The following is a 26252-nucleotide window of genomic DNA, read 5'->3' as shown; positions in this document are numbered from 1 at the left end:
CATGGACCGGGGCAGGGGACGCTTCATCACCTTCGAGGGCGGCGAGGGCGCCGGCAAGTCGACGCAGCTGCGCCGGCTCGCGGCGCGCCTCGAGGCGCTCGGCCTCGCCGTCGTGGCGACCCGCGAGCCCGGCGGCAGTCCCGGGGCCGAGCAGATCCGCGAGCTGCTGATCCACGGGGAGGCCGACCGCTGGGACCGCACGACCGAGGCGCTGCTGCATTCGGCGGCCCGGCGCGACCATCTGAGGTGCACCGTCGAGCCGGCCCTCGCCGCCGGCCGCTGGGTGCTGTCCGACCGCTTCGCCGATTCGACCGCGGCCTATCAGGGCTACGGCCACGGCATGGCGCCCGAGACGCTGCAGCTGCTCTACGGCATCGCGGTCGGCCGGCTGAAGCCGGACCTGACCCTGATCCTCGACCTGCCGGTCGAGCAGGGCCTGGAGCGCGCCGCGGCCCGGCGCGGCGGCGGCGCCCGCTACGAGGCGCTCGACCGGGCCTTCCACGAGCGCGTGCGCGAGGGCTTCCTGGCCATCGCCGGGTCCGAGCCCGAGCGCTGCGCCGTCCTCGACGCCTCGGGCGATGCCGAGGCGGTCGAGCGCGCGGTCTGGCGATGCGTCGCCGAGCGCCTCGCGCTCCCGGCCGTCGGCGGCGACTCCTGAGCCTGCCGCTGCCGGCTACCGCGCCCCGGCGAACAGGCTCCTGAGATCGATCTTCGGCTCCTCGGGCTGATCGAGCCGCAGGCGCTCCTCGATCTCCGACAGGTGGTGCAGCATCGCGTCCGCGGCGGCCCCGGCCTCGCCGGCGGCGAGCGCGTCGAGGATCGTGCCGTGCTCCTCGTGGGAGCAGTCGGCCGAGGCGACGTGCTCGTAGAGCGCCACCACCAGGGAGCTGCGCGCGACCAGCTCGCGCAGCACGTCCTCCAGGATGCGGTTGCCCGCGACCTCGGCGAGCAGGAGGTGGAACTCGCCGGACAGCCGGACCCTCGCCAGGGCGTCGCCGCGCCGTGCCGCCTCGCGCTCCCTCTCGACATGGGCGCGCAGGCGCTGCAGCGCACGCTCGCCGAGCCGCTCGGCGGCGGCGCGCACCAGCGACCGCTCGAGCAGGCGACGGGCGTCGAAGACCTCGCGCGCGTCCTCGACCGTCGGCCGCGCGACGAAGGAGCCGCGGTTCAGCACCTGGCTGACCATGCGCTCCTGCGCCAGGCGGCCGAGCACCCGGCGGATGCGGCTGCGGTTGGTGCCGAAGATCTCGGCCAGCTCGATCTCGGGCAGCTTGGCGCCGGGCGGCAGCCGGCGCTCGACGATGGCGACCAGCAGCGCCTCGTAGATCCGGCTCTCGCGCTCGGCCTCGTCGAGATCGCCCTTGCGGCGGGAGGGGCCCTGGGCCTGCCGGGGCGCTGCAGCGGTGTCGAAGGCGATGTCGCTGGTCATGGATCGGATCGGTTCGGCTGCGGGGCGGCAGGATTGCGGAGTGATCGTCGACAGGGAAGCTAGCACTTGTCGACAATCGTAGCCACCGCTCTCGCAATTCCCCCGGCACCCCGCTGGCGCGAGATTGAGCAGATTCGGCGCGGCGATCCCAGGAATTGTGCAGTGCAACTGCCGGCATTCCCGGCTTCCTGCCCGAGACGCTCGGAATCCAGCGCCAGACGTCACTGGCACGGCGCTTGCGTACATTCGCCGAAAGATTGGTAACAATCCGACGACGGCGAGGGCGTCAATGGGGGATCCGGGCCTGTCGAACCGATCCGAAGCACGATCGCCGCGCGGCGCCGTCGAGGCGGTCGCCGTGACCAAGCGCTACGACCGGACCGAGGCGGTCAAGGCCGTCACGCTGAAGATCCCCTCGGGCAGCTACTGCTGCCTGCTCGGCCCCTCGGGCTGCGGCAAGACCTCGACGCTGCGGATGATCGCCGGCCACGAAGCGGTCAGCGAGGGCGACATCCTGATCGACGACCAGAACGTCACCGACCTGCCGCCGGCACGCCGCGGCACGGCGATGATGTTCCAGAGCTACGCCCTGTTCCCGCACCTCGACTGCCTGGACAACGTCGCCTTCAGCCTGCGCATGCGCGGCGTCGCCCGGGCGGAGCGGCGCCGGAAGGCGCTCGATCTGCTCGGCGTGGTGCAGATGACCGACTACGCGGCACGCCGGCCGAGCCAGCTGTCGGGCGGCCAGCAGCAGCGCGTCGCCCTGGCCCGGGCGCTCACGACCAACCCGGACGTCCTGCTGCTCGACGAGCCGCTGTCCGCCCTCGACCCCTTCCTGCGCACCCGCGTGCGGGCCGAGCTGAAGCGCCTGCAGGCCGACCTCGCGATCACTTTCGTGCACGTCACGCACTCCCAGGAGGAGGCGATGGCCCTGGCCGACCAGGTCGTCGTCATGAACGACGGCCGGATCGAGCAGAGCGGCTCGGCGCGCGAGGTCTTCAACAGCCCGCGCACCCCCTTCGTCGCGCGCTTCATCGGCGGCCACAACGTGCTGGCCGGTCGGGTCGAGAGCTGCAGCGGCGGCCGGGCCGCCGTGGCCGGCGCCGGCGGCAGCCGGCTGCTGGTCCCGGCCGGCGGGCTCGCGGGCGGCAGCGAAGTCTTCCTCGCGGTGCGCAGCGACCGCATCCGGCTCGGCGAGGGGGAGGGGGACTCGAACGTCCTGGAAGGCCGGGTCGCGGCCATCGAGTACCAGGGCGCGCGCGTCCGCGTCACGCTCGCCTGCGCCGCCGAGGAGCTGCTGCTCGACCTCGACGAGGCGGTCTTCTTCGCCGGCCCGCTGGCGCCGGGCGACTGGGCGAAGGCCTGCTGGCCGGTCGCGGAGACCCGCCTGCTGCAATCGCTATGAACAAAGATCGCAACGAGACCAGCAAGGAGGCTGTCATGACCAGGAAGACCAAAGGGAATACCGGGCGGCAGGGTCTGTCGCGCCGCGCCTTCGTCAAGTCGGCCGCCGTCGCGGGCGGCGCCGCCATTGGCTCCGGCGCGGTCCGGGGCTTCCCGACGATCTGGGCCCAGAACATCAAGAACGTGACCCTGCGCCAGTTCGGCACCGGCGTCTCGAACCTCAATGCCGTGGCCGAGAAGTGCAAGCAGGACACCGGCATCACGATCCAGATGACCGCGCTCGATTCCGATGCCGTCGCGCAGCGCGCCGTGACCCAGCCGAACTCCTATGACATCGCCGACATCGAGTACTGGATCTGCAAGAAGGTCTTCCCCAGCGGCAACCTGCAGCCGATGGAGGTCAAGAAGCTGGCGTACTACGACGCCATCGTGCCGATCTTCAAAACCGGCAAGCTGACGCCGGACTCGGTGATCGCCCAGGGCACCGCGCCGCACACCGTCGGCTTCGTCGAGGGCAAGAACTCGACGAGCTTCGCCAAGCAGCCGACGGAGTGGATGACGCTGATCCCGACAATCTACAACGGCGACACGCTCGGCATCCGTCCCGACCTGATCAAGAAGCCGGTCAAGAACTGGCGGGACCTGCTCGACAGCGACTACGTCGGCAAGGCCTCGATCCTGAACATCCCCTCGATCGGCATCATGGATGCCGCGATGGTCTGCGAGTCCCTCGGCAAGGTGACCTACGCCGACAAGGGCAACATGACCAGGGAGGAGATCGACAAGACCATGGCGGTGCTGACCGAGGCCAAGAAGGCCGGCCAGTTCCGCGCCTTCTGGAAGACCTTCGACGAGTCGGTGAACCTGATGGCCTCGGGCGAGGTGGTGATCCAGTCGATGTGGTCGCCGGCGGTCGCCGCGGTGCGCTCCAAGGGCATCGCCTGCACCTACCAGCCGCTCGAGGAGGGCTACCGCGCCTGGGGCGGCGGCCTCGGCCTGGCCAAGCACCTGAGCGGCCTCGAGCTCGACGCCGCCTACGAGTACCTCAACTGGTACCTCTCGGGCTGGGTCGGCGCCTACCTGAACCGCCAGGGCTACTACAGCGCCTGCCTGGAGACGGCCAAGAAGTACATGAGCGCCGACGAGTGGGGCTACTGGATGGAGGGCAAGCCGGCCCAGAAGGACATCCTGAGCCCCGACGGCAAGGTCATGGAGAAGGCCGGCGCCGTGCGCGACGGCGGATCCTTCGAGGAGCGCATGGGCCACATCGCCTGCTGGAACTCGGTGATGGACGAGAACAGCTACATGATCAGGAAGTGGAACGAGTTCATTGTCGCCTGACGGCGCCGTCGGCGAGGTCGCGCGGGGCGGGCTCCCGCGCGGCCGGCCGGCGAGCCCGGCGGCGGCCCGGTTCCCGAGGCTGCGGGCCGGCGCGTCCTACCTGCAGGTCGCGCCGCTCGCGGTGATCCTGGCGCTGTTCCTGGTGATCCCGATCCTGACCATCGTCGTGGTCAGCTTCTGGCGCTTCGACGAGTACCGGATCATCCCGGACGTCGTGCTCGACAACTACAGCTATCTGCTGACCTCCGCCGTCACCCTCGGGCTCTACCTCAACACCCTGAAGTACGCGGCCCTGGCCTGGGTCCTGACCCTCGGCATCGGCTTCGCGGTCGCCTACTTCCTGGCCTTCCACGTGCGCAGCACGACCTGGCAGATGACGCTCTTCGTGCTCTGCACGATCCCCTTCTGGACCTCGAACATCATCCGCATGATCTCCTGGATCCCCTTCCTGGGCCGTCACGGGCTGCTCAACCAGGCCCTGCTGTCGCTCGGCCTGGTCGACCGCCCCCTGGAGTTCCTGCTGTTCTCGGACTTCGCGATCGTGCTGGCCTTCGTGCACCTCTACACGCTGTTCATGGTGGTGCCGATCTTCAACTCGATGATGCGCATCGACCGGGCGCTGATCGAGGCGGCGGTCGACGCCGGGGCGACGGCGCGGCAAGTCGTCTGGCATGTCGTGCTGCCGCTCTGCAAGCCGGGCATCGCCATCGGCTCGATCTTCGTGGTGACCCTGGTGATGGGCGACTTCATCACCGTGCGGCTGATGGGCGGCGGCCAGCGCGCCTCGGTCGGCCTCGCCATGTCCAACGAGATCTCGCTGCTGCAGTACCCCGCGGCCGCGGCCGACGCCGTGGCGCTGCTGGCCGTCGTGCTGCTGATGGTCGCCGCGATGATGCGCATCGTCGACGTGAGGAAGGAGCTCTAGGCCCATGAGGCGGGAACGGCGCTCGCTCGGCTTCTGGCTGCTCGCGGCCTTCTTCGGGCTCTTCGTGCTGTTCCTCTACGGCCCGATCTCGACCATCGTGATCCTGTCGTTCCAGGGCCCCGACGGCGGCCTGACCTTCCCGATGAACGGCGTCTCGACCCACTGGTTCGCCAACCTGTTCGAGCGCCAGGCGGTCGGCGACTTCGGCGGCTCCTTCACCCGCTCGATCGAGCTCGGCCTGCTGGTCATGGCGATCACCCTGGTCGTCTCGGTCAGCGCCGGCCTGGCCTTCCGGCGCCGCTTCAGGGGCGCGACCTTCCTGTTCTACCTGACCGTCGCCAGCCTGATCGTGCCCTCGATCCTGATCGGCCTCGGCATCGGCCTGATCTTCAGCATCGCCGGCTGGCAGCCGGCCTGGTACTCCTCGGCGCTCGGCGCGCACCTGACCTGGACCCTGCCGTTCGGCCTGCTGATCATGTTCGCGGTCTTCAACCGCTTCGACCGGGCCTACGAGGAGGCGGCGCGCGATCTCGGCGCCGGCGCCTGGCAGACCTTCCGCTTCGTCGTGCTGCCGCTGATCGCGCCCAGCCTGGTCGGCGTCGCGCTGTTCGGCTTCACCCTCAGCTACGACGAGTTCGCGCGCACCCTGATGACCGCCGGCAGCTTCAACACCCTGCCGCTCGAGATCTACGGCATGACGACCAACGTCACGACGCCGGTGCTCTACGCCCTCGGCACCCTGACCACCGGCTTCTCCTTCGCGATCATCCTGATCTGCCTGGCGACGGCCCTGATCCTGCAGCGGCGCCGCGCCCGCCACGGCTCGGATGCCGGCAAGGGCGTGTAACCCCCATGACGAGGGCGCCATGCGCATCCTGGTGATCAACCCGAACAGCACGGCCTCGATGACCGCGCGCATCGCCGCCGCGGCGCGGGCCGCGGCCGCGCCCGGCACCGAGATCGAGGCGGCCAACCCGAGCGACGGGCCGGTCTCCATCGAGGGCCGCTACGACGAGGCCTTCGCCGTGCCCGGCCTGCTGCGCCTGGTGCGCGCCGGCGAGAGACGGGGCATCGACGGCTACGTGATCGCCTGCGCCGACGACATCGGACTGGCGGCGGCGCGCGAGATCGCCCGGGGGCCGGTGGTCGGCCACACCGAGGCGGCGGCCCTGCTGGCCGGCCGGATCGCCGGCGGCTTCTCGATCGTCACGACCCTGTCGCGCTCGCTGCCGGTGTTCCACGAGCTGATGCAGCGCTACGGCACGGCCCCGCTCTGCCGTTCGGTGCGCGCCTCCGACATCCCGGTGCTCGAGCTGGAGAACCCCGCCTCGGACGCGCGGGCACGGCTGTCGCGCGAGATCGAGCTCGCGGTCCGCGAGGACGGGGCCGAGGCGATCCTGCTCGGCTGCGCCGGCATGGTCGACCTCGCGGCCGAGCTGTCCGCCGACTTCGGCCTGCCGGTCATCGACGGCGTCTCGGCGGCGGTCAAGCTCGTCGAGGCCCTGGTCGGCCTGGGCTTGGCGACCGCCAAGGCCGGCGCCCTGGCCTGGCCACGGGTCAAGGACTACAAGGGCGCGTTCGCCGACGACGCGCCGACGACGGCCGGCTGAAGCGGCCGCGAGACCATCCGGGGGGAGCCATGGACCAGAGCTATCCGCGCGACATGATCGGCTACGGCCGCACGCCGCCCGATCCGCAGTGGCCCGGCGGCGCGCGTCTCGCCGTGCAGTTCGTGATCAACTACGAGGAGGGCGGCGAGAACTGCATCCTCCATGGGGACCCGATCTCCGAGGCCTTCCTGACCGAGACGGTCGGCGGCCAGCCGCTGGTCGGCCGGCGCAACCTCAACAGCGAGTCGGTCTACGAGTACGGCAGCCGCGCCGGCTTCTGGCGCCTGCATCGCCTGTTCACGGCCCGCGGCCTGCCGGTCACGGTCTACGGCGTCGCCATGGCCCTGGCGCGCAATCCCGAGGCGGTCGCCGCCATGACCGAGGCCGGGTGGGAGATCGCCAGCCACGGCCTGCGCTGGATCGACTACCAGGACATGCCGGAAGACGAGGAGCGGGCGCACCTCCAGGAGGCGATCGCGATCCAGACCCGGCTGACCGGTGTCCGGCCGCTCGGCTGGTACACCGGCCGGATCAGCCCGCAGACCCGCAAGCTGGTCATGGAGGAATGCGGTTTCCTTTACGACTCGGACTCTTACGCCGACGACCTGCCGTACTGGCTGAGGCGCCCGGACGGGCAGGGACACCTGGTGATCCCCTACACCCTCGACGCCAACGACATGCGCTTCGCCAGCTTCCAGGGCTTCAACTCCGGCGACCAGTTCTTCACCTACCTGCGCGACGCCTTCGACCTGCTGCTGGAGGAGGGCGAGAGCCGGCCGAAGATGCTGTCGGTCGGCCTGCACTGCCGGCTGGTCGGCCGGCCGGGCCGGGCCGCGGCCCTGGCCCGCTTCCTCGACTACGTCGCCGGCCACCAGGACGTCTGGGTCTGCCGGCGCGTCGACATCGCGCGGCACTGGCGCGAGGTCCATCCGTTCCGCTGAGCGGGGCCGCGTCCGGGTCGCCTCGCGACGCGCTCCGTGCTAGAGCCCTGGTCATGAGTGCCGCCCCGGAACCGCGCGCGAACCCGCGCCTGCTCGACCAGGAGGCCGCCGAGCGCCGGCTGCTCGAGGCCGAGCGCTCGGGCCGGCTGCCGCACGCCTGGCTGATCGTCGGGCCGCGCGGCATCGGCAAGGCGACGCTCGCCTTCCGCTTCGCCCGGCACCTGCTGGCCGGCGGCCTCCGGGACGAGGGGCCGGGCCTGTTCGGCGACGCGCCGGCGGAACCGAGCCTCGCGCTCTCGCCCGACCACCGGATCTTCCACCAGGTCGCCGCCGCAGGCCATCCGGACCTCGTCACGATCGCCCGCGAGGCCGACCCGAAGACCGGCCGGGTGAAGCGCGACATCTCGGTCGACAGCGTCCGCAAGGCGACCGACTTCCTGCGCCTGACCTCGGCCGAGGGCGGCCGGCGGATCGTCATCGTCGACTCGGCGGACGAGATGAATGCCAATGCTGCCAACGCCTTGCTGAAGGTCCTGGAGGAGCCGCCGCAGGCCGCGCTGCTGCTGCTGGTCAGCCACAGCCCCGGCGGCCTCTTGCCGACGATCCGCTCGCGCTGCCGCCAGCTCGCGCTGCGGCCGCTGCCGAGCGGCACGGTCGAGGGCCTGCTCGCGGATTTCCGGCCGGAGCTGGATCCGGCCGACCGGCACAGCCTGGCGGTGCTGTCCGAGGGCTCGATCGGCCGGGCCGAGACCCTGGCCGAGCTCGGCGGCCTGCTGCTCTACCGCGAGCTGCTCGGCTACCTCGAGGCGCTGCCCAGGCTCGACGTCGGGCGACTGCACGAGTTCGGCGAGCGCCTGGCGCGCGACAGCAGCGGCGAGGCCTTCCGCACGGTCGGCGAGCTGCTCGAGCGCTGGCTGGCCCGCCTGCTGCGCGCCGGCGCCGGCGGCGAGCTGCCGCCGGAGGTCGTGCCCGGCGAGGCCGAGGTGATCGCGCGCCTGCTGCAGCGGGGCAGCCTGGAAGCCTGGCTGCGGCTGTGGGAGAAGCTGTCGCGCCTGTTCAGCCGGACCGAAAGCGCCAATCTCGACCGCAAGCAGGCGATCCTGACCGCCTTCCTGGCCCTGCAGGCCCGCGCCGCCTAGATCGCCGGGGCGATTCGTGCGATGGAACGGCGGCTGCGTGCCGGTCGCTGTCCCCGTCTCGTCATCCCCGCGAAAGCGGGGATCCAGAGGACGGTGCCGTAGGCGCGAACGGCCGTTGGTCGGCTCGAACGTCTCCTTCCTCTGGATCCCCGCTTTCGCGGGGATGACGAAGAGAGGGGGCGTCGTCGCTTGCCACTCGGGCGGCAGAGACCAGATGAGAGGGCGCCGGTCCGCCGGCGCCGAGGAGAACAAGAGCCGCGATGTCCGCTCCCGACCGCTACTACGTCACGACCCCGATCTACTACGTCAACGATCGGCCCCATATCGGCCACGCCTACTCGACGCTGGCCTGCGACGTGCTGGCGCGCTTCATGCGGCTCGACGGCCGCGAGGTCCACTTCCTGACCGGCACCGACGAGCACGGCCAGAAGGTCGAGAAGTCGGCCCAGGCCAGGGGCGTCGACCCGCAGACCTTCACCGACGAGGTCAGCGAGAACTTCCGCGAGCTCGCGCGGCTGATGAACTTCTCCAACGACGACTTCATCCGCACCACCGAGCCGCGGCACTACGCCTCCTGCCAGGCGCTCTGGGAGAAGCTGGTCGAGGCCGGCGACATCTACCTCGGCAGCTACTCCGGCTGGTACGCCGTGCGCGACGAGGCCTTCTACGGCGAGGACGAGCTGACGAAGGACGAGGAGGGGCGGATGATCGCGCCCTCCGGCGCGGAGTGCGAGTGGGTCGAGGAGCCCTCCTACTTCTTCCGCCTCTCGGCCTGGCAGGACCGCCTGCTGGCGCTCTACGAGGAGCGCCCGGACTTCATCCTGCCGGAGACCCGGCGCAACGAGGTGGTCTCCTTCGTCAGGAGCGGCCTGCGCGACCTCTCGGTCAGCCGCACCACCTTCGGCTGGGGCATCCCGGTGCCGAACGACGCCGCGCACGTCATGTACGTCTGGCTCGACGCCCTGACGAACTACATCACCGCCGTCGGCTATCCCGATGAGAACGCGGAGACTTTCCGGAAGTTCTGGCCGGCCGACCTGCACATGGTCGGCAAGGACATCCTGCGCTTCCACGCGGTCTACTGGCCGGCCTTCCTGATGGCCGCCGGCCTGGAGCCGCCGCGCCGGGTCTTCGCCCACGGCTGGCTGCTCAACAAGGGCGCCAAGATGTCGAAGTCCCTGGGCAACGTGCTGCGCCCGGCCGACCTGGTCGAGCGCTACGGCCTCGATCCCGTCCGCTACTACCTGCTGCGCGAGGTGCCCTTCGGCCAGGACGGCTACGTCAGCCACGAGTCGATGGTCGCGCGGATCAACGGCGACCTGGCCAACGACCTCGGCAACCTGGCCCAGCGCAGCCTCTCGATGATCGCCAAGAACTGCGGCGGCGCGGTGCCCGATCCGGGCGCGCTCACCGAGGCCGACCGGGCGCTGCTCGACAAGGCCGCCGGCCTGCTGCAGCGGCTGCGCGAGGAGTACGGCCAGCAGGCTTTCCACCGCGGCCTCGAGGCGGTCTGGCAGGTCGTCGGTGACGCCAATCGCTACGTCGACGAGCAGGCGCCCTGGGCGCTCAGGAAGACCGACCCGGCGCGCATGGCGACGGTGCTCTGGGTGCTCGCCGAGACGGTGCGGCGGGTCGCGATCCTGGTCCAGCCGGTGATGCCGCAGGCCATGGAGACGATGCTCGACCAGCTCGGCGTGCCGGCCGACAGGCGCGGCTTCGCGGATCTCGACGCGGGCCTGGTCGCCGGGACGCCGCTGCCGAAGCCGCAGGGCGTCTTCCCGCGCTACGTCGAGCCCGAAGGCGAGGGCGAGGCGGCCGCTTCGTGATGGCCGGCGCGATGCTCGTCGATTCCCACTGCCACCTGGACTACCTCGCCGAGTCCGGCGACCTGGACGGCGTGGTCGCGCGGGCGCGCAACGCCGGCGTCGGGACCCTGCTGACCATCTCGACCAAGCTCTCGACCTGGGAGGGCGTGCACGCCATCGCGCGGCGCTATCCCGAGGTTTGGTGCTCGGTCGGCGTGCATCCCCACGAGGCCGAGCAGGAGGGGCAGGAGACGCCCGAGCGGCTGATCGCGCTGGCGCAGGCGCCCGAGGTGGTCGGCATCGGCGAGACCGGCCTCGACTTCTATTACGAGCACAGCCCGCGCAAGGCCCAGGAGGCCTCGTTCCGCGCCCACATCGCGGCGTCCCGCGAGACCGGCCTGCCGCTGATCGTCCACGCCCGCGACGCCGACGACGAGACCGTGCGGGTGCTGCGCGAGGAATATGCGGCCGGCGCCTTCCCGGGGGTGATCCACTGCTTCACCGCCGGACCGGGCCTCGCCGAGGCGGCGCTGGAGATCGGCTTCGCGATCTCGCTGGCCGGCATCGTCACCTTCAAGAGCGCCGAGTCTCTGCGCGAGACGGTGAAGCGGGTGCCGCTCGAGCGCCTGCTGGTCGAGACCGACGCGCCCTACCTGGCGCCGGTGCCGTTCCGCGGCAAGACCAACGAGCCGGCCTTCGTGCCGCACACCGCCGCGAAGCTCGCCGAGCTCAAGGAGGTCTCGCCCGAGACCCTGGCGGCGGCGACCACGGCCAACTTCTTCCGGCTGTTCGGCAAGGCCGAGGCGCCGGCCGGGGCAGCCCTCGGGGCATGAAGGTCCGGGGCGCATGAAGGTCACGGTGCTCGGCTCGGGCGGCTCGGGCGGCGTGCCGCTGCCCGACGGCAGCCCCGGCGGCAGCTGGGTCGACTGCGACCCCGGCGAGCCGCGCAACCGCCGGCGCCGGGTCTCGATCACCGTCGAGACGCGCGGGCGCGTCTTGCTGATCGACGCCGGGCCGGACATCCGCGAGCAGCTCATGACCTTCTCGGTGCCGCCGATCGACGCGGTGCTGCTGACCCACTGGCACGCCGACCACTGCCACGGCCTCGACGACCTGCGCGCCATGGCCTACGCCCGCCACGGCCAGATCCCGGCCTACATGAGCGAGGACACGCGGCGCATGCTGACCGAGCGCTTCGACTACATGTTCAAGCACGCGGCCCCGCGCCACCAGCAGTACCCGACGATCCTGGAGGAGCGGCCCTTCGACTACGGCGAGATCGAGGTCGAGGGCGTCGCTTGCCGGGCCTTTCGCCAGGACCACCGCGGCGTCGAGAGCGCCGGCTTCCGCTTCGGCTCCTTCGCCTACTCGACCGACGTCTGGAAGCTCGACGAGGCCGCCTTCGCGGCGCTCGAGGGCGTCGAGACCTGGATCGTCGACTGCCTGGCCATGAAGCCGCACCCGACCCACTCCTGGTTCGAGCAGACCCTGGGCTGGATCGGGCGGGTGAAGCCGAAGCAGGCCTGGCTCACCCACCTCAACCACACCATGGACTACCGCACGCTGCTCGGGCTCTGCCCCGAGGGGGTCGAGCCGGCGTACGACGGCCTGGTGCTGGATCTGCCGGAGTAGCGCGGGGGAAGCCCCCCGCACCTCACCCTCCCACGCTTCGCGCGGGCCCCTCCCTCTCCCCTCCCCAAGGGAGCGGAGAGGGACTTGAGGGGCGCGGGCCTTACCATTCGACTCCCTCTCCGCTCCCTTGGGGAGGGGAGAGGGCCGGGGTGAGGTGAGGGGATCCGAGCTTCCGTCCCCGCTACCGCCTGTCCGCCTTGCCGTAGTGGCGCTCGATGCGTGCCTGGATCATCTCGAAGCAGAAGGAGATGATCCAGTAGATCACCGCCGCGGTGATCAGCATCTCGAAGTAGCGGAAGCCGGCGCGGCCCTGGGTGCGCGCCAGGTACATCAGCTCCAGCACGCCCATCACCGAGACCAGCGAGGAGTCCTTCAGCATCGCGATGAACTGGTTGCCGGTCGGCGGCACGATCAGCTTCATCGCCTGGGGCAGCACGACCTTGCGCAGGGTCAGGCTGCGGCTGAGGCCGAGCGCCGTCGAGGCCTCGCTCTGGCCGTGCGGCACGCCCTGGATGCCGGCCCGGAAGATCTCCGCCATGTAGGCGCCGTAGCAGAGCGAGAGCGCCAGGATGCCGGCCGGCACGGCCTCCAGGTTGATGCCGAACTGCGGCAGGCCGAGGTAGATCAGGAAGATCTGCAGCAGCAGCGGCGTGCCGCGGAAGAAGGAGATGTAGAAGGTCGCGATCGCGAAGGCCGGGCCGCTCTTCGACAGGCGGGCCAGGGCGCCGAACAGCGCGATGATCGAGGCGAAGAAGATCGAGGCAGCCGAGACGTAGATCGTCGTCACGGCGCCGGTGCCGATCATGATCGGCAGGCGGACGACGATGTAGGGGATGTCGAGGTTGAAGGCGTAGACGAAGAGCACGAAGCCGCCGAGCAGCTCGGCCCAGACCACGGCGATCTGCCAGAGCAGCGGCAGGAACGAGATCAGCCAGAAGTCGAGGATCAGGAAGCCGGAGACGAGGGCCGCGGGCAGCGCCCGGGCGAGCGGCTCCAGGCCGGCGTGGCCGAGGCCGAGAGCGTCGAGCAGGCCGTCGCCGAGCGCGCCCTCGTGCAGGTCCAGCCAGAACAGCAGGACGAAGAACAGGACGAAGAGGAACGGCCGGCGGACCTCCGGCCGTTCCCATCCGTCGAAGAGCAGGTCCAGCATCGGCTGGACGCTGGCCGCGGAGCGTCAGCCGCCGGCGCTGGTCAGGTCGACGCCGTACCACTTCTTGGACAGCTCGCTCAGCGTGCCGTCCTTGTGCATCTCCGCGATGACCGACTTCAGCTTGGCGTCGAACTCGGCATCGCCCTTGTCGGCGGCGACGGCGAGCGGCTCGTAGAACACCGGGTCGCCGAGGACCTTGAGCGGATAGCCCGACTTGATCGCGCCCTGCACCGTCGGCAGGGCCGAGAGGCCGGCGTCGAGGCGGACGCCGTCGCCGAGCCTGAGGTCGTCCATGACGTTGAGGTCGGTGTCGTAGGTGCGGATCTCGCCCGGCTTGACCAGGAACTTGAAGGGCGGCACGCCCGCCGCGTCGATCTTCAGGGTGCCGCGCAGATAGTCCTCGTAGGTGCAGGCCGCGCAGACGCCGATCTTCTTGCCGTCGAGCTCCTCGACCTTGGTGTACTTGGCGTCCTTGTGCACGAAGAAGCTGGCCGGCGTGTAGTAGTAGACCGCCGGGAAGTCGAGCACCTCGGCGCGCTGCTTGGTCGGGGTCATCGAGCCGACCGAGAGGTCCCAGCGGCTGCCCCAGTGGCCGGCGGTGATGACGTCCCAGGCCGGCGTCACGAACTCGACCTTGGCGCCGAGCCGCTTGGCGATCTCGGTCGCCACGTCGATGTCGAAGCCCTCGAAGCTGCCGTCGGGCTTCTGCGCGGACTGCGGCGGGTAGGCCGGGTCGGTCGCGACCTTCAGGGTCTTGGACTGCATCACGCGGTCGAGCGTGGCGCCGGCCTTGGCGGAGGGCGCGACGGCGGCCTGCGCCAGGCCGACGGCCGCGGCCAGCGTGAGGGCCGTGAAGAACGTTCTGCGGATCATCGAATTGCCTTTCCCTGTCTGCTTCGGGCGCCCCGGCGGGACCGCCGCTCGCGCGGCTTGGCGCCGCTGCTTTTGCGCCTGGAAGGCTAAGCCAAGGCGACGATGAGCGCAACGCGAGCGGGAATGTCGCGACGAAGCCCCGCGCCGGGTCAGCCGGGCCGGTGGCCGACGAAGACGCTGGCGCCGCGATGCAGGGCGTAGGTCACGCAGTCGGCCGGCGAGGGCTGCCAGACCTCCAGGTCGAAGCCGGCCGCGGCGATGCGCAGCCGGAGGTCGCGGCCGTACCAGCGAACGTGGTCCCAGCGGCCGAAGTGCAGCTCGCGCAGCTCCGGCGTGTCGATCGCCGGGTCCTCGTAGGTCCGCTCCCAGCCCTCGACGACCGGCACGGTGATCACGGCGAGGCCGCCGGGCTCCAGGATGCGGAACAGCTCGGCCAGCGCCGCCCGGTCGTCGGGGATGTGCTCCAGCACGTGGTTGGCCATGACCGCGCCGAAGCTGCGCGCGGGCAGGCCGGTCGCGGTCAGGTCGATGGCGAGATCGACCTCGGGGTCGGTCAGGTCGCCGGTGACGTACTCGGCGACGTCGCCGAGCAGCGGCTCCAGGATCGACTCGGGCGAGACGTGGAGCAGGCGGCGGCCGGCCAGCGGCGGCTCGCGCCCGGCCTGGCCTTCGGCCGGATGGCCCTTGAGATAGAGCGCCAGCAACCGGTGCCGCTCGCGCGCGCCGCAGTGGCCGCAGCTGGCGTTGCGCCGGCCCGAGCGCGGATGGTCGCGGAACGGGCCGGTGACGCCGCAGACCGGGCAGGCGAGGGCAGGGCCGGCGGCGCCGGACTCGGCAGCCACGCTACTTGCCGGAGAAGAAGAAGCTGTCGGGATGGTAGACGCCGAACTGGGCGCCCGGGTCCCAGTTGTAGATCGCCTTCTCCGGGACGTTCTTCAGCCGGTCCGTGACGACCACCGGCTGCGGCACCTTGGCGACCAGGCCGAGGGTGTAGACCTCCTCGGCGTCGATCTTCAGGATCTCCGTCCAGGCCTCGCGCCGTTCGGCACGGCCCTTGGCGTGCAGCCACTTCTCGTAGAGCTCCATCAGGTCCTTGGCCTGCTCCATGTCGACCGGCTCGCCGGAGCGGCCCTTGGTCTCGTAGTACTGGCCCCACTTCGGCCACTGGAACGAGGCCTGCTGGACCGGCACGAACTCGCTGGGCGGTAGGTCCGACGAGGGGATCGCGTTCTCCAGCCCGAACCAGAGCGACATCACCGTATCGCCGGAGAACACGCGGTTGCGCAGCACCTCGCGCGACGAGGGCTTGATGAACAGCTTGATGCCGACCTTCTTCCAGCCGTCGGCGACCAGCTGCAGCACGTCCGACTCCTGCGGGTTCTCGCCGGAGGTCTCGACGACGATCTCGAGCGGGCGGCCGTCCGGCATCAGGCGGATGCGCTCGTCGCCGCGCTCGGTCAGGCCGATCTCGTCGAGCAGCTTGTTGGCCAGCTTCGGGTCGAACTCGGCCCAGGCCTGGCGGTAGTGCTCGTCGTAAAGAGGCGAGGCCGGCAGGACCGACTGGTTGCCCGGCAGGCCGAGGCCGAAATAGATGACCTGGTTGATCTCCTCGCGCGGCGTCGCCAGCGACAGGGCGCGGCGGAAGCGCACGTCGCGCAGCAGCTTGCGCCAGACCGGGTCGTTGACGTTGAGGTTGGGGTAGAGCGCCATCTCCGAGCCGCGCACCGTGTCCCACAGGCGCACCGTGTAGCCGGCCTTCTTCTCGTTGCCCTTGATGAAGGTGTAGTCGCTGAAGTTGATGCCGCGCGCCTGCAGGTCCGCTTCGCCCGAGGCGGTCTTGGCCGGGATCAGCTGCGGCGAGGTGATCGCCAGGGTGAACCTGTCGATGTAGGGCAGCTGCCTGCCGTTGCTGTCGACGCGGTGGAAGTAGGGGTTGCGGACCGCGACGATGCGCTCCTGGCCGGTGTCCTCCTTGGTCAGCATCCAGGGCTGGAGCACCGGCAGGTCGGGGTTGTTGAAGCGGTAGAGATCGTCGAGGCGGTTGTGCAGCGGCGCCCAGCTGCGCACCGCGTACTTCTCGCACATCTTGGCGATGAACGCCGCGTCGCCGTACTTCTCGTGGAACTGCTTCAGGTAGTGCGCCGGCCGGTAGATGAAGAGCGGCGAGGACTTCGCCAGGTCGGGCAGGAAGAAGGGATTGGGCTCGGGCCAGCTGTAGCGCACCGTGTAGTCGTCGAGGATCTCGAAGGTCGCCGGCTGGCCGTCGACGATCATGGCGCGCGGCACGCCGGTCGGGCTGAAGTCCTTGTTGTTGGCGACGTCCTCCCACCAGTAGCGGAAGTCCTCGGCGGTGAAGGGCTCGCCGTCGGACCAGCGCATGCCCGGCCTGAGGTAGAGGGTGAAGATGCGGCCGTCCTGGACCTCGACCTTCTGCAGGATGTCGGGCTTGAGCTCGAAGTCGCGGTCGAAGGAGACCAGGCGGGCGTAGCCGTAGACCGACAGCAGCCGGCTGTCCTTCGGCCGGCCGACCAGCATGCGCAGGTCGCCGCCGTACTGGCCGAGCTTGCGGTCGGCGGTCTCGTCGACGACCAGCGGCACCTTGGGCAGGCGCTCGGCGACCGGCGGCAGCGCGTGGTCCTCGACCTCGTCCTTCAGGCTGTCCGGCTCGAGGTAGCTCTTCGGCAGCGGCACCGCGGCCCGCTCGTAGGTCTCGGTCGTGGCCTGGGCGGGCAGGGCGCGGCCGGCCAGGGCGAGCAGGGGGAGGGCCAGCAGAAGGCCGGCGAGCAGCGGGCGGCGCAGCGTGCTCGGAACCGTCATGGGGCGATCCTCGCGTAGGTCATTCCGGAGGCGGGCGAGTAGCGGGTGATCGGCGAGAGGTCGGGCAGCGGATGGTAGGCCTCGATGGCTGCCCGGGCGGCCGAGCAGGCCGCCCCGTCGACGCGATAGCGATAGGTCTTGCCGTGCCGCATCCAGACGATTTCCTCGCCGTCGGCGAGTCCCCGATCGATCGTCATCGCCAGGGTCGGCACCGGCGCGCCCCCCGTGGCGTAGAGACTATAGGCATCGAAGTTGTCGTCGAACAACGCATGGCGGAAGCCGCGGCGACGTGCCTCGACGAGACGCCGGGCATGGCTGATGTGGTCGTCGAACCAGACCAGGGTGCGCGCCGGATCGAAGGCCGGCAGGGCGGCCTCGCTCCAGTCGCCGGCCCGGTAGTCGATGTCCGGCTCGCGGTGGCGCAGCTGCTCGGGCCGCACGTCGAAGGTGACGATTTCCGCTGCCGGGCAGGCCTGGCGCAGCAGCCAGGCCGAATGGCCCTGGTAGCTGCCGCTCTCGACGATCGTCGCCGGCTGCAGCAGCCGGGCGACCAGGTAGAGGCAGAGGCTGTCGTTGATCAGCCCGCCGCCCTTGTTGTTGCGGATCGGCCGCCCGCGGTAGAGCGGGAAGAAGTCGGCCGTGGCCTCGGTCGCCCGCGCCGCGGTCTCGGCCTCGGGCCGATCCAGGATCGCCGCCAGGCTGGGCAGCAGCCACTCGACGATCGCCGCCTCGAGCCGCGCCTGCTGGTCCGGCGAGAGCATCCAGTTGCGGTCGTCGCGGGCCGGCACCGGCTGGTCGCCGGGGCGCAGCGGCTCTGCCGGGCCGGCGGCCGGCTCAACCGTCACGCCGTTCACATCCCGATGAATCCTGGGGCTTTCCTGCATGGCGCCGGCACGATAATGGCCCCCGCCGGCGAGCGCCAGGGGCCGCGCCGGCTCAGTCCCCGGCGGGCTCGGCGATCAGGGCGATGCCGGGCGTCAGCGTGACCAGGCGCCGCTCCTTCAGGGCGTCGAAGTAGCGCCGCTTGTGGTCGGCAGAGGACAGGATGTGCTCGGCCATCATGGCCTCGGCGCGCCGTCCCTCGCCGCCGGCGATCAGCCCGGCGATGCGCCGATGGTCCTCCTGGGCACGGCGCAGGCGCACCAGGTCGCGCGCCGGATCCTCGGGGTCGAAGACGATCGCGCTCGGTCCGGACAGGGGCGTGGCGCGCAGGGCCGCCAGGGCGCGGCCGATCGCCCGGCTGCCGGCGAGCTGCTCGATCGCGCCGTGGAAGCGGGCATTGACCGCGACGACCCGGGTCCTGAGCGCGTCGTCGAGCACCGCGTCCGCCGGGATCTCGCCCTCCTCGACGATATGTCGCAGCTCGCTGCCGCCCAGGCCGCGCTCGGCGGCCAGGCGCGCGGCGCGGCCCTCGATCTGCGCGCGCAGCGCGATGGCGTCGAAGACCTCCTCCGGGCTGAAGCTCGCGACCCGGTAGCCGCGGGTCGCCAGCGGCTCCAGCAGGCCCTCGCTCTCCAGCGCCGTGAAGGCCAGCTTGACGATGGTCCGCGAGGTGTCGTGGTCGGCCGCGACATGGGCCTCCTTGAGCCAGGCGCCGGCCGGATAGTCGCCGGACAGGATGCGCGCCCGGATCTCGTCCTTCACCTCGGCAAGCTGCTTCGACACCTTTGCTGGTCCTCCTGGACTGACCGCTCTTCCATCTTTGCATGCAAAAGAACGACATCAATTGCGATTGACGGCCCGCTTGCTTGACAGGTTCGGATTATTGCACGCATTTTCCGTTCTAAGATATCTAAGTTCCAATAACGAGGAAACGCTCCGATGCTGAACGTCGACGGCCAGTTCATCGGCCGTGGCCTGCCGACCCGCGAGGATCTGCCGACCACGAAGATCGAGAACGCCTTCGCGGCCTACGACATCTTCAGCCGGGTTTTCGCGATCCGGCCCGACGACAAGGTGCTGCTGCTCGCCGACAAGAAGCTCGACCCCCGGGTCATCTCGGCGATCACCGGCCTCGCCAAGGCGCGCGGCGTGACCGAGCCGCTGGTGCTGCTCAGCCACACGACCCAGCACGAGACCATGCCCGACTGGGCCAAGCCGCACCTCGAGGCGGCGACCTTCGTGGTCTCGACCTGGTTCTGCTCGGTGCTCGATCCCTTCGCGATCCGCATGCGCCGCGAGAAGGGCCAGCGCTGGATCAAGATCACCTACTTCCGCGACCTCGACCTGCTGCAGACCCCGCAGGCCCGCTTCGCGCCCGAGCTGCTCGGCGAGATCATCCGCGGCACGGCGCGCCAGTATCCGCGCGGCCGCGACTTCAAGCTGCACTTCTCGGACGAGCGGGGCACGGACCTCGGCATCGACGTCAACGGCGAGATGGTCGACAACCTGCTCAAGACGACCCGCTGGAAGGGCGAGATGATCGCCGACCAGCCGGGCTGCTACGTGCACTACCTGCCGTGCCACGGCCCGAACCTCTACGACCGCACCATGGTGATGAACGACGACAGCGTCGTCGTGCCGATCAACGGCGTGGTCTACCCGCAGTGGGCGGTCGGCTTCGAGCGGCCCTTCGAGGAGAAGATCCCGGTGGTCTTCAGGGACGACCGCATCGTCGAGGTCGGCGGCGGCAGCAAGGAGGCCGAGATCCTGCGCGACATGCTGGTCGGCGGCCAGCTGATCGAGCTCGGCTGCGGCTTCAACCCCAAGGCGCCGCGCTACGAGATCTACCCGGCCGGCTCCAACTCGCCGGGCGTGCTGCACTTCGGCATCGACCTCGCCAAGCCCTGCGACTTCATCCGCCGGCAGATGCCCGACTGGGAGGAGCCGCCGGTGCACATGGACCTCATCACCTTCGACAGCACGGTGACCGCCGACAACGAGGTGATGATCGACGCCGGCTACCTGACCGCGCTCGACGACCCGCAGGTGCGGGAAGCGGCGCGCCGCTACGGCAACGACGTCGACCTGCTGGAGAACTGGCCCGACTGAGGCCGGCCCGACGCCGGCCCGGGGGACCGGATTCCGCCCGGCCGGAAGCCTGAACCAAGAGACGAGAAGCGAACGGGAGGACCCTGAAGATGCTCAAGAAAACCCTGCTGCTGGCCGGCGCCGGCCTGGCCCTGGCCGCCACCCTGAGCCTGGCCCCGGGCCTCGCCCCGCGGGCCGAGGCCGCGACCGTGATCCGCTATGCCGACTACGGGCCGAACCGCGGCTCGCGCGCCGAGGCGCTGCAGTGGTGGGCCGACCAGCTCAAGCAGCGCTCCGGCGGCGACCTCAGCGTCGAGTTCCACTGGGGCGGCGCGCTGCTGAGCGGCAAGGCGACGCTCAACGGCCTGTCGACCGGCGTCGCCGACGCCGGCACGGTGATCGGCTTCTTCACGCCGAGCGAGCTGCGCGGCTACAACCTGGGCGACCTGCCGGTCGACAACTCCGACGAATGGGTCGGGCTGCGCGCCTTCTACGACCTCTCGAAGCACAATGCGGCGATGAAGAAGGAGTTCGACAAGGCCAACGTCGCCTACCTGTCGAACTTCACCACCGGGCCGATCCAGCTGATCTGCACCAAGGCGGTCAAGAGCGTCGCCGACCTCTCCGGCCTGAAGATCCGTGCCTCCGGCCCCTACGGCAAGGCGCTGGCCGCCCTCGGCGCCGACGTCCAGCGGATGAGCCAGGCCGACGTCTATCCGGCCCTCGACAGCGGCGTCATCACCTGCAACCAGAACTACTTCTACGCCATGAAGGCCTATAAGCAGTACGAGGTGGCGAGCTACGTCACCGAGCTCGACTGGGGCCAGAACATGTCCTTCGGCATCTTCATGAACAAGGACAGCTACGCGGCGCTCTCCGAGAAGGACCGCAAGGTCGTCGACGCGGTCAGCAGCGATTTCGTCGACCACATGGCGCAGGTCATGATCGACGAGCTGGCGGCCGACCGCGCGGCGATGGTCAAGGGCATCGACGGCAAGGCGATCACCATCGAGAAATTCTCCGAGGCCGACCGGGCCAAGGTCGTCGCCGACGGCAAGACGCAGGTCGACGGCTGGGTCAAGGCCGCCAGCGACGCCGGCCTGGACGGCGCCGCGCTGCTCGCCGACTACGAGGCGAAGATCAAGGCCTACGCGGCCGAGAAGGCCGCCAAGGGCTATCCGTGGGCCCGCTGAGCGACCCCGGACTCGGCACGCCCGGACGCCACACGCTGCTCGAACGCGGCGGCGTGACGGCGGCCGGGCTCGCCCTGGTCACGCTCTGCCTGATCGTCACGCTCAATGTCATCTCGCGCGCGCTCTGGCGGGCCGTCGTGCCCGACGACATCCTGCTGGTCTCGGAGCTGATGCTGATCGTGATTCTCGGCCCGATCGCCCTGGTCACGGCCGAGCGCGAGCACATCGAGGTGACGGTCTTCACCGAGCGCGTGGGGCAGGGGGGCCGGCGCCTGCTGGCCTGCCTGGGGCATCTCGCCGGCATCGCCTTCTTCGGCTTCCTGCTGGCCGCCTTCTGGAAGCTGACCCTCAAGTCCTGGCAGACCGGCGAGTTCTACGACGGCCTGCTGGCGATCCCGCAGTGGCCGGGCCAGGCCCTGGCGACCGCGGCCTTCGCCGGCATCATCCTGCGCCTGGCCTTCCTGCTGCGCACCGACCTCACGGGCGGGCGCGAGAGACCTTAGCCGATGGATCCGCAACTCCTGGCGCTGCTGGTGCTCGGCGGCGCGTCGCTGCTGCTGGTGCTGCGGGTGCCGATCGCCTATTGCCTGGGCCTGGCCGCCTGCCTCGGTCTGCTTCTGTTCTTCTCGTGGCGGCCGGGCGGCGACCCGGACTTCGCGCGCGGCCTGGTGCCGACGCTGTCGATCCTCGGCTCGACGACCTTCGGCTTCGTGCACAATTTCGAGCTCTCGATGATCCCGCTGTTCATCGGGCTCGGCCACGTCGCCTACCAGGCGCGCATCACGACCGACCTGTTCGACGCGCTGCAGGTCTGGACGGCGCGGCTGCCCGGCGGCCTCGCCATCGCCTCGGTGCTCGGCTGCGGCGGCTTCTCGGCGATCACCGGCTCGTCGGTCGCCTGCGCCTCGGCGATGGGCCGGATCGCGGTGCCGGAGATGCTGCGCCACGGCTACAAGCCGACCCTGGCGACCGGCTCGGTCGCCGCCGGCGGCACGCTCGGCTCGCTGATCCCGCCGAGCCTGCTGTTCGTCATCTACGCGATCTTCACCGACCAGTCGGTCAAGAACCTCTTCCTGGCCGGCATCCTGCCGGGCGCGCTGTCGCTGGCCGGCTACGTCGCGACCATCGTCGTCTGGGCGAAGCTGCAGCCTTCGGTCGCGCCGCGGCCCGCGCTGGCCTTCACGGCCGCCGAGCGGCGCGCCGCCCTGGGCAAGCTCTGGCCGGTCGGGCTGCTGCTGCTGGTCATCGTCGGCGGCATCTACCTCGGCGTCTTCACGCCGACCGAGGCGGCGGCGGTCAGCCTGTCGGTCGCGATCCTGATCGGTCTCGCGCGCCGCCACCTGACCTGGACCGGCATGGCCGAGGCGCTCTCCGTCACGGTGCGCCAGACCGCGATGATCTTCGTCATCGCCATGGGCGCCAAGCTCTTCGTCTCCTTCATCTCGCTGACCCGGGTGACGCCGGCCGCCCTGGAGTGGCTGCAGGGCACCGGCGCCGACCCGGCCCTGGTCGTGCTCGGCATCGTCGTCTTCTACGTCGTCATCGGCATGTTCCTGGACTCGATCGGCATCCTGGTGCTGACGCTGCCCTTCATGGTGCCGCTGGTCGAGGGCTACGGCTTCGACCTGGTCTGGTTCGGCGTGGTCGTCGTCAAGCTGCTCGAGATCGGCCTGATCACGCCGCCGATCGGGCTCAACGTCTTCGTCATCAAGGCCTGCACGCCGGACAACGTCGGCCTGGAGCAGATCTTCCGCGGCGTCGCGCTGTTCCTGCTGCTCGACCTGGTGGTGCTGGCGGCCATCCTGCTGATCCCCGGGCTGTCGCTCTGGATCCCGGCGATGGCGCTCTAGCGAAGGCGGGGCAGGAGAGGGCGCGGCGAGATCGCCGCTCGACCGGCGGCGGCTCGCCGTCCTACAACCGGCGTCACCCCGGGCGGAGAGCGCCCCGGGACCAGGCCGCCAAGGGAAACGGGTCAATGAAGATCATCCTCGTCGGAGCCAGCGGCACCATCGGCAAGGCCGTGGACGCCGAGCTCAGCGCCCGACACGAGATCGTGCGCGTCGGCCGCAGCAGCGGCGACGTCCGGGTCGACATGGCCGACCCGGCGTCGGTCGCGCGACTCTATGCGCAGACCGGGCCGTTCGACGCCCTGGTCAGCACCGCCGGGAACGTCCATTTCGGGCCGCTCGAGCAGTTCACGCCGGAGCTGTTCGAGGTCGGCCTCCGCGACAAGCTGATGGGCCAGGTCAACCTCGTGATGCAGGGCCTGGAACACATCCGCGACGGCGGCTCCTTCACCCTGACCAGCGGCCTGCTCAACGAGGATCCGATCCGCCAGGGCCTGTCGGCCGCCATGGCCAACGGCGGGCTTGAGGGGTTCGTCCGCGGCGCCGCGATCGAGCTGCCGCGCGGCCTGCGCATCAACATCGTCAGCCCGACCGTGCTCGAGGAATCGCTGCCGGCCTACGGGCCGTTCTTCCGGGGCACCAAGGCCGTGCCGGCGAGCGAGGTCGCGCTCGGCTACGCCAAGAGCGTCGAGGGCGCACAGACCGGCCGGGTCTACCGCATCGGCTGGTCGCGCGACGCCTGAGACAGACCGCCATTATTTTCCATAATATACATTATGCGATAAACGATGCACCGGAGGGGGACCATCCGCACGGCCCCCCGATCGCCCGCCACAGCTTGCCGCCTGCCGGCACTCTTCGAAAGCGTCCGGGCCTGCCTCGAGCCCGGCGGCCTGTTCCTCTACTGCGACCACGACGTCGAGGCCGGCAGCAGCAAGAACCCGGAGCTCTACCTGACCCGCGAGCAGCAGCCTGAGGCCCTGGCCGCGGCCGGCTTCGCCGACGTGCGCCTGCTGCTCGACGGCGGCGGCATGGCGCTCCTTTCAGCCCGCTGTCCATAGACCCGTCGCCGATCTGCGATTTCGCCTGCCTGCTGCGCACCTCCCGGCGTTGACCGGTCATCCCCGGCGTCTATGCTGCCGGGCGATGGACGACCGCGCGCCGCCCCCCGAGACCGCCCGCAACATCGACCGCCTGCTGGCGGTCATGGCGCGGCTGCGCGATCCCGAGCGCGGCTGCCCCTGGGACGTCGCCCAGGACTTCTCGACCATCGCGCCCTACACGATCGAGGAAGCCTACGAGGTCGCCGACGCGATCGAGCGCGGCGACCTGCCCGGCCTCAGGGACGAGCTCGGCGACCTGCTGCTGCAGGTCGTGTTCCACGCCCGCATGGCCGAGGAGGCCCGCGCCTTCGACTTCGACGCGGTCGCCGGCGCGATCGTCGACAAGATGGTGCGGCGCCATCCCCACGTCTTCGCGGATGCCGCCTTCGCCGACCTCGGCGAGCAGAAGGCAGCCCGTCTGAACGCAGATTGGGAGGCGCGCAAGGCGGCCGAGCGCGCCGAGCGCGGCGAGACCGGGGCGCTGGCCGGCGTCGCCCGCGGCCTGCCGGCCCTGCTGCGCGCCGTCAAGCTGCAGAAGCGCGCCGCCCGCGTCGGCTTCGACTGGCCCGAGGAGGCGCCGGTCCTGGCCAAGATCGACGAGGAGCTGGCCGAGCTGCGCCACGAGATCGCCGAGCAGGCCGGCCACGAGCGCCTGCAGGACGAGCTGGGCGACCTGCTGTTCGCCGTCGTCAACCTCGCACGCCACCTCAAGGTCGACCCCGAAGCCGCCCTCCGCCATACCAACGCGAAGTTCGAGCGGCGCTTCGGCAAGGTCGAGCAAAGCCTTGCTGCCGAAGGCAAAAGCCTGGTCGACAGCAGCCTCGACGACATGGAGGAAGCCTGGCAGAAGGCGAAGCGCGACGAGCGCCGCCCGGACCGCCGGGAGACCGCCGCCCGACAGACCGAAGAAAAGGAGCCGATCCGATGATCCAGACCCTCGACCCCGCCGAGATCACCGCCTTCGTCACCGGCGTCACCTCCGGCTTCGGCAAGGCGCTCGCGCGGCGCTACGTCGGCGCCGGCGCCAAGGTCGTCGGCACCGGCCGGCGCGCCGACCGCCTCGACGAGCTGAAGGTCGAGCTGGGCGAGAACTTCCACCCCGTGACCCTCGACGTGCGCGACCGCGAGGCGGTGCTGGAGGCCGTCGCCGGCCTGCCCTCGGGCTTCGAGCGCATCGACGTGCTGGTCAACAACGCCGGCCTCGCGCTCGGCCTGGAGCCGGCCCACCTGGTCGACTTCAAGGACTGGGACACGATGGTCGACACCAACATCAAGGGCCTGCTCCACTGCACCCACGCCCTGCTGCCGGGCATGGTCGAGCGCGACCGCGGCCACGTCGTCAACCTCAGCTCGATCGCCGGCTCCTATCCCTATCCCGGCGGCAATGTCTACGGCGCGACCAAGGCCTTCGTGACCCAGTTCTCGCTGAACCTGCGCGCCGACCTGCTGGGCAAGAACGTGCGCGTCACCTCGATCGAGCCGGGCCTCGCCGAGACCGAATTCTCGGAGGTCCGCTTCAAGGGCGCCGCCGACAAGGCCGCGAAGGTCTACGAGAACGTCAAGCCGATGGTCGCCGAGGACATCGCCGAGTCGATCTTCTGGGTCACCACCCTGCCCCGGCATCTCAACATCAACCGCATGGAGATGATGCCGGTGATGCAGGCCTTCGGTCCGCTGGCGATCCACCGCGGCTAGGAGCCTGTCCGGCTAAAGGCGCGGCGGTTTTGGCGGCTGGGTGGCTGGGGGTGGTGGCTTGTCGAGCGGTGCATGTCTGGTGGTCAGGCGGTGCGTGCGATGAGGAGCTTTGCGAGGTTGTGGACGGTGCAGACGAGGGCCCACTCGTGACGGACCTTGGCGTATCCGCGCAACAGGAACTGGCGGAAGCCCCTGGCCGCCTTGATCTGCCCGAACACCGGCTCGACGACCTGCTTCCTGAGGCGGTAGCGGCTGCGCGGGCCGGCGCGTCTGAGCTTGGCGTCCATGGCGGCCATGCGGCTGCCCGGGGCGATGCGTCTGGCGCCGGTGTCGCCGGCGCGGCCGTGGCGGGCGCGGCCGGGCATCAGGTAGCCCTGG

Annotated in this window: 27 protein-coding genes; 19 read left to right on the top strand and 8 right to left on the bottom strand. The window is 70.4% G+C overall.

The window, feature by feature from the left end:
• Position 1 precedes the first annotated feature (1 nt).
• On the top strand, positions 2-658 hold the full coding sequence (gene tmk / locus B9O00_RS25020; RefSeq protein ID WP_085125472.1) for a dTMP kinase: 657 nt from the start codon (positions 2-4) through the stop codon (positions 656-658).
• Between the two features lie 15 nt (positions 659-673).
• Here the strand turns inward: tmk and B9O00_RS25015 are convergent, their stop codons facing one another.
• Positions 674-1429, bottom strand: a complete 756-nt coding sequence (locus tag B9O00_RS25015; RefSeq protein WP_159460324.1) for a GntR family transcriptional regulator — start codon at positions 1427-1429, stop codon at positions 674-676.
• 358 nt (positions 1430-1787) lie between these two features.
• Between B9O00_RS25015 and B9O00_RS25010 the strand changes: the two genes are divergently transcribed.
• From B9O00_RS25010 to B9O00_RS24965, 10 genes are all read left to right on the top strand, one after another.
• Complete coding sequence (locus B9O00_RS25010) at positions 1788-2834, top strand: ABC transporter ATP-binding protein (protein ID WP_322111242.1); 1047 nt, start codon at positions 1788-1790, stop codon at positions 2832-2834.
• Positions 2835-2869: 35 nt separating this feature from the next.
• On the top strand, positions 2870-4174 hold the full coding sequence (locus B9O00_RS25005) for an ABC transporter substrate-binding protein (RefSeq protein WP_085125498.1): 1305 nt from the start codon (positions 2870-2872) through the stop codon (positions 4172-4174).
• Positions 4164-5099: an ABC transporter permease gene (locus tag B9O00_RS25000; protein WP_085125469.1), complete on the top strand. Its 936-nt coding sequence runs from the start codon at positions 4164-4166 to the stop codon at positions 5097-5099. Before B9O00_RS25005 ends, B9O00_RS25000 begins: the two co-directional genes overlap by 11 nt.
• Before the next feature lie 4 nt (positions 5100-5103).
• A complete protein-coding gene (locus B9O00_RS24995; protein ID WP_085125468.1) occupies positions 5104-5946 on the top strand; it encodes an ABC transporter permease in 843 nt (280 codons plus the stop codon).
• Positions 5947-5965: 19 nt separating this feature from the next.
• Positions 5966-6709 carry an aspartate/glutamate racemase family protein gene (locus B9O00_RS24990; RefSeq protein ID WP_085125467.1) on the top strand — a complete coding sequence of 248 codons (744 nt, stop codon included), beginning with the start codon at positions 5966-5968 and terminating at the stop codon, positions 6707-6709.
• A 29-nt stretch (positions 6710-6738) separates the two neighbouring features.
• Positions 6739-7650 carry an allantoinase PuuE gene (gene puuE, locus B9O00_RS24985; RefSeq protein WP_085125466.1) on the top strand — a complete coding sequence of 304 codons (912 nt, stop codon included), beginning with the start codon at positions 6739-6741 and terminating at the stop codon, positions 7648-7650.
• Between the two features lie 53 nt (positions 7651-7703).
• Complete coding sequence (locus tag B9O00_RS24980) at positions 7704-8789, top strand: DNA polymerase III subunit delta' (RefSeq protein WP_085125465.1); 1086 nt, start codon at positions 7704-7706, stop codon at positions 8787-8789.
• A 260-nt stretch (positions 8790-9049) separates the two neighbouring features.
• Positions 9050-10615: a methionine--tRNA ligase gene (gene metG / locus B9O00_RS24975; protein ID WP_085125464.1), complete on the top strand. Its 1566-nt coding sequence runs from the start codon at positions 9050-9052 to the stop codon at positions 10613-10615.
• Complete coding sequence (locus tag B9O00_RS24970) at positions 10615-11427, top strand: TatD family hydrolase (RefSeq protein WP_235017194.1); 813 nt, start codon at positions 10615-10617, stop codon at positions 11425-11427. Before metG ends, B9O00_RS24970 begins: the two co-directional genes overlap by 1 nt.
• A gap of 13 nt (positions 11428-11440) precedes the next feature.
• Entirely contained in the window at positions 11441-12226 is a 786-nt protein-coding gene (locus tag B9O00_RS24965; protein WP_085125463.1) for an MBL fold metallo-hydrolase, read from the top strand.
• A gap of 181 nt (positions 12227-12407) precedes the next feature.
• Here the strand turns inward: B9O00_RS24965 and B9O00_RS24960 are convergent, their stop codons facing one another.
• From B9O00_RS24960 to B9O00_RS24935, 6 genes are all read right to left on the bottom strand, one after another.
• Positions 12408-13376 carry an amino acid ABC transporter permease gene (locus B9O00_RS24960; RefSeq protein WP_085125462.1) on the bottom strand — a complete coding sequence of 323 codons (969 nt, stop codon included), beginning with the start codon at positions 13374-13376 and terminating at the stop codon, positions 12408-12410.
• Positions 13377-13400: 24 nt separating this feature from the next.
• Positions 13401-14249, bottom strand: a complete 849-nt coding sequence (locus tag B9O00_RS24955) for a transporter substrate-binding domain-containing protein (RefSeq protein WP_085125461.1) — start codon at positions 14247-14249, stop codon at positions 13401-13403.
• 149 nt (positions 14250-14398) lie between these two features.
• A complete protein-coding gene (locus B9O00_RS24950) occupies positions 14399-15091 on the bottom strand; it encodes a methyltransferase domain-containing protein (RefSeq protein ID WP_159460323.1) in 693 nt (230 codons plus the stop codon).
• 1 nt (position 15092) lies between these two features.
• Entirely contained in the window at positions 15093-17066 is a 1974-nt protein-coding gene (locus tag B9O00_RS24945; protein ID WP_085125459.1) for an ABC transporter substrate-binding protein, read from the bottom strand.
• Positions 17063-17911 (bottom strand): O-methyltransferase, encoded by an 849-nt coding sequence (locus tag B9O00_RS24940; RefSeq protein ID WP_143596343.1) that lies wholly within the window; start codon positions 17909-17911, stop codon positions 17063-17065. Before B9O00_RS24940 ends, B9O00_RS24945 begins: the two co-directional genes overlap by 4 nt.
• A gap of 91 nt (positions 17912-18002) precedes the next feature.
• Positions 18003-18731 (bottom strand): GntR family transcriptional regulator, encoded by a 729-nt coding sequence (locus tag B9O00_RS24935; protein WP_085125457.1) that lies wholly within the window; start codon positions 18729-18731, stop codon positions 18003-18005.
• Positions 18732-18887: 156 nt separating this feature from the next.
• On the opposite strand from B9O00_RS24935, the gene B9O00_RS24930 reads away from it, so the two are divergent.
• The 8 genes from B9O00_RS24930 (at position 18888) to B9O00_RS24895 (ending at position 25874) form a co-directional block, all read left to right on the top strand.
• Positions 18888-20057, top strand: coding sequence for a hypothetical protein (locus B9O00_RS24930; protein WP_085125456.1), 1170 nt, complete (start codon positions 18888-18890; stop codon positions 20055-20057).
• A gap of 89 nt (positions 20058-20146) precedes the next feature.
• The gene (locus B9O00_RS24925) at positions 20147-21229 is read left to right on the top strand and encodes a C4-dicarboxylate TRAP transporter substrate-binding protein (protein WP_085125455.1); all 1083 of its coding nucleotides are present in this window, start codon (positions 20147-20149) and stop codon (positions 21227-21229) included.
• Positions 21217-21732, top strand: a complete 516-nt coding sequence (locus tag B9O00_RS24920; RefSeq protein WP_159460322.1) for a TRAP transporter small permease — start codon at positions 21217-21219, stop codon at positions 21730-21732. Before B9O00_RS24925 ends, B9O00_RS24920 begins: the two co-directional genes overlap by 13 nt.
• Before the next feature lie 3 nt (positions 21733-21735).
• Positions 21736-23079: a TRAP transporter large permease gene (locus B9O00_RS24915; RefSeq protein ID WP_085125453.1), complete on the top strand. Its 1344-nt coding sequence runs from the start codon at positions 21736-21738 to the stop codon at positions 23077-23079.
• 125 nt (positions 23080-23204) lie between these two features.
• Entirely contained in the window at positions 23205-23819 is a 615-nt protein-coding gene (locus B9O00_RS24910; RefSeq protein ID WP_085125452.1) for a short chain dehydrogenase, read from the top strand.
• A gap of 45 nt (positions 23820-23864) precedes the next feature.
• The gene (locus B9O00_RS24905; RefSeq protein ID WP_085125451.1) at positions 23865-24137 is read left to right on the top strand and encodes a hypothetical protein; all 273 of its coding nucleotides are present in this window, start codon (positions 23865-23867) and stop codon (positions 24135-24137) included.
• 85 nt (positions 24138-24222) lie between these two features.
• Positions 24223-25107, top strand: coding sequence for a nucleoside triphosphate pyrophosphohydrolase (mazG, locus tag B9O00_RS24900; RefSeq protein ID WP_085125450.1), 885 nt, complete (start codon positions 24223-24225; stop codon positions 25105-25107).
• Positions 25104-25874 (top strand): SDR family oxidoreductase, encoded by a 771-nt coding sequence (locus B9O00_RS24895; protein WP_085125449.1) that lies wholly within the window; start codon positions 25104-25106, stop codon positions 25872-25874. Before mazG ends, B9O00_RS24895 begins: the two co-directional genes overlap by 4 nt.
• An 83-nt stretch (positions 25875-25957) precedes the next feature.
• Here B9O00_RS24895 and B9O00_RS33910 read toward each other — a convergent pair.
• Positions 25958-26252: transposase (locus B9O00_RS33910; protein WP_235017193.1), on the bottom strand; the 295-nt coding region annotated here is incomplete at its 5' end.

It is taken from the genome of Tistlia consotensis USBA 355 (genome assembly GCF_900177295.1).
GTDB lineage: Bacteria > Pseudomonadota > Alphaproteobacteria > Kiloniellales > DSM-21159 > Tistlia > Tistlia consotensis.
This window is presented reverse-complemented; position numbering and strand designations above follow the sequence as displayed.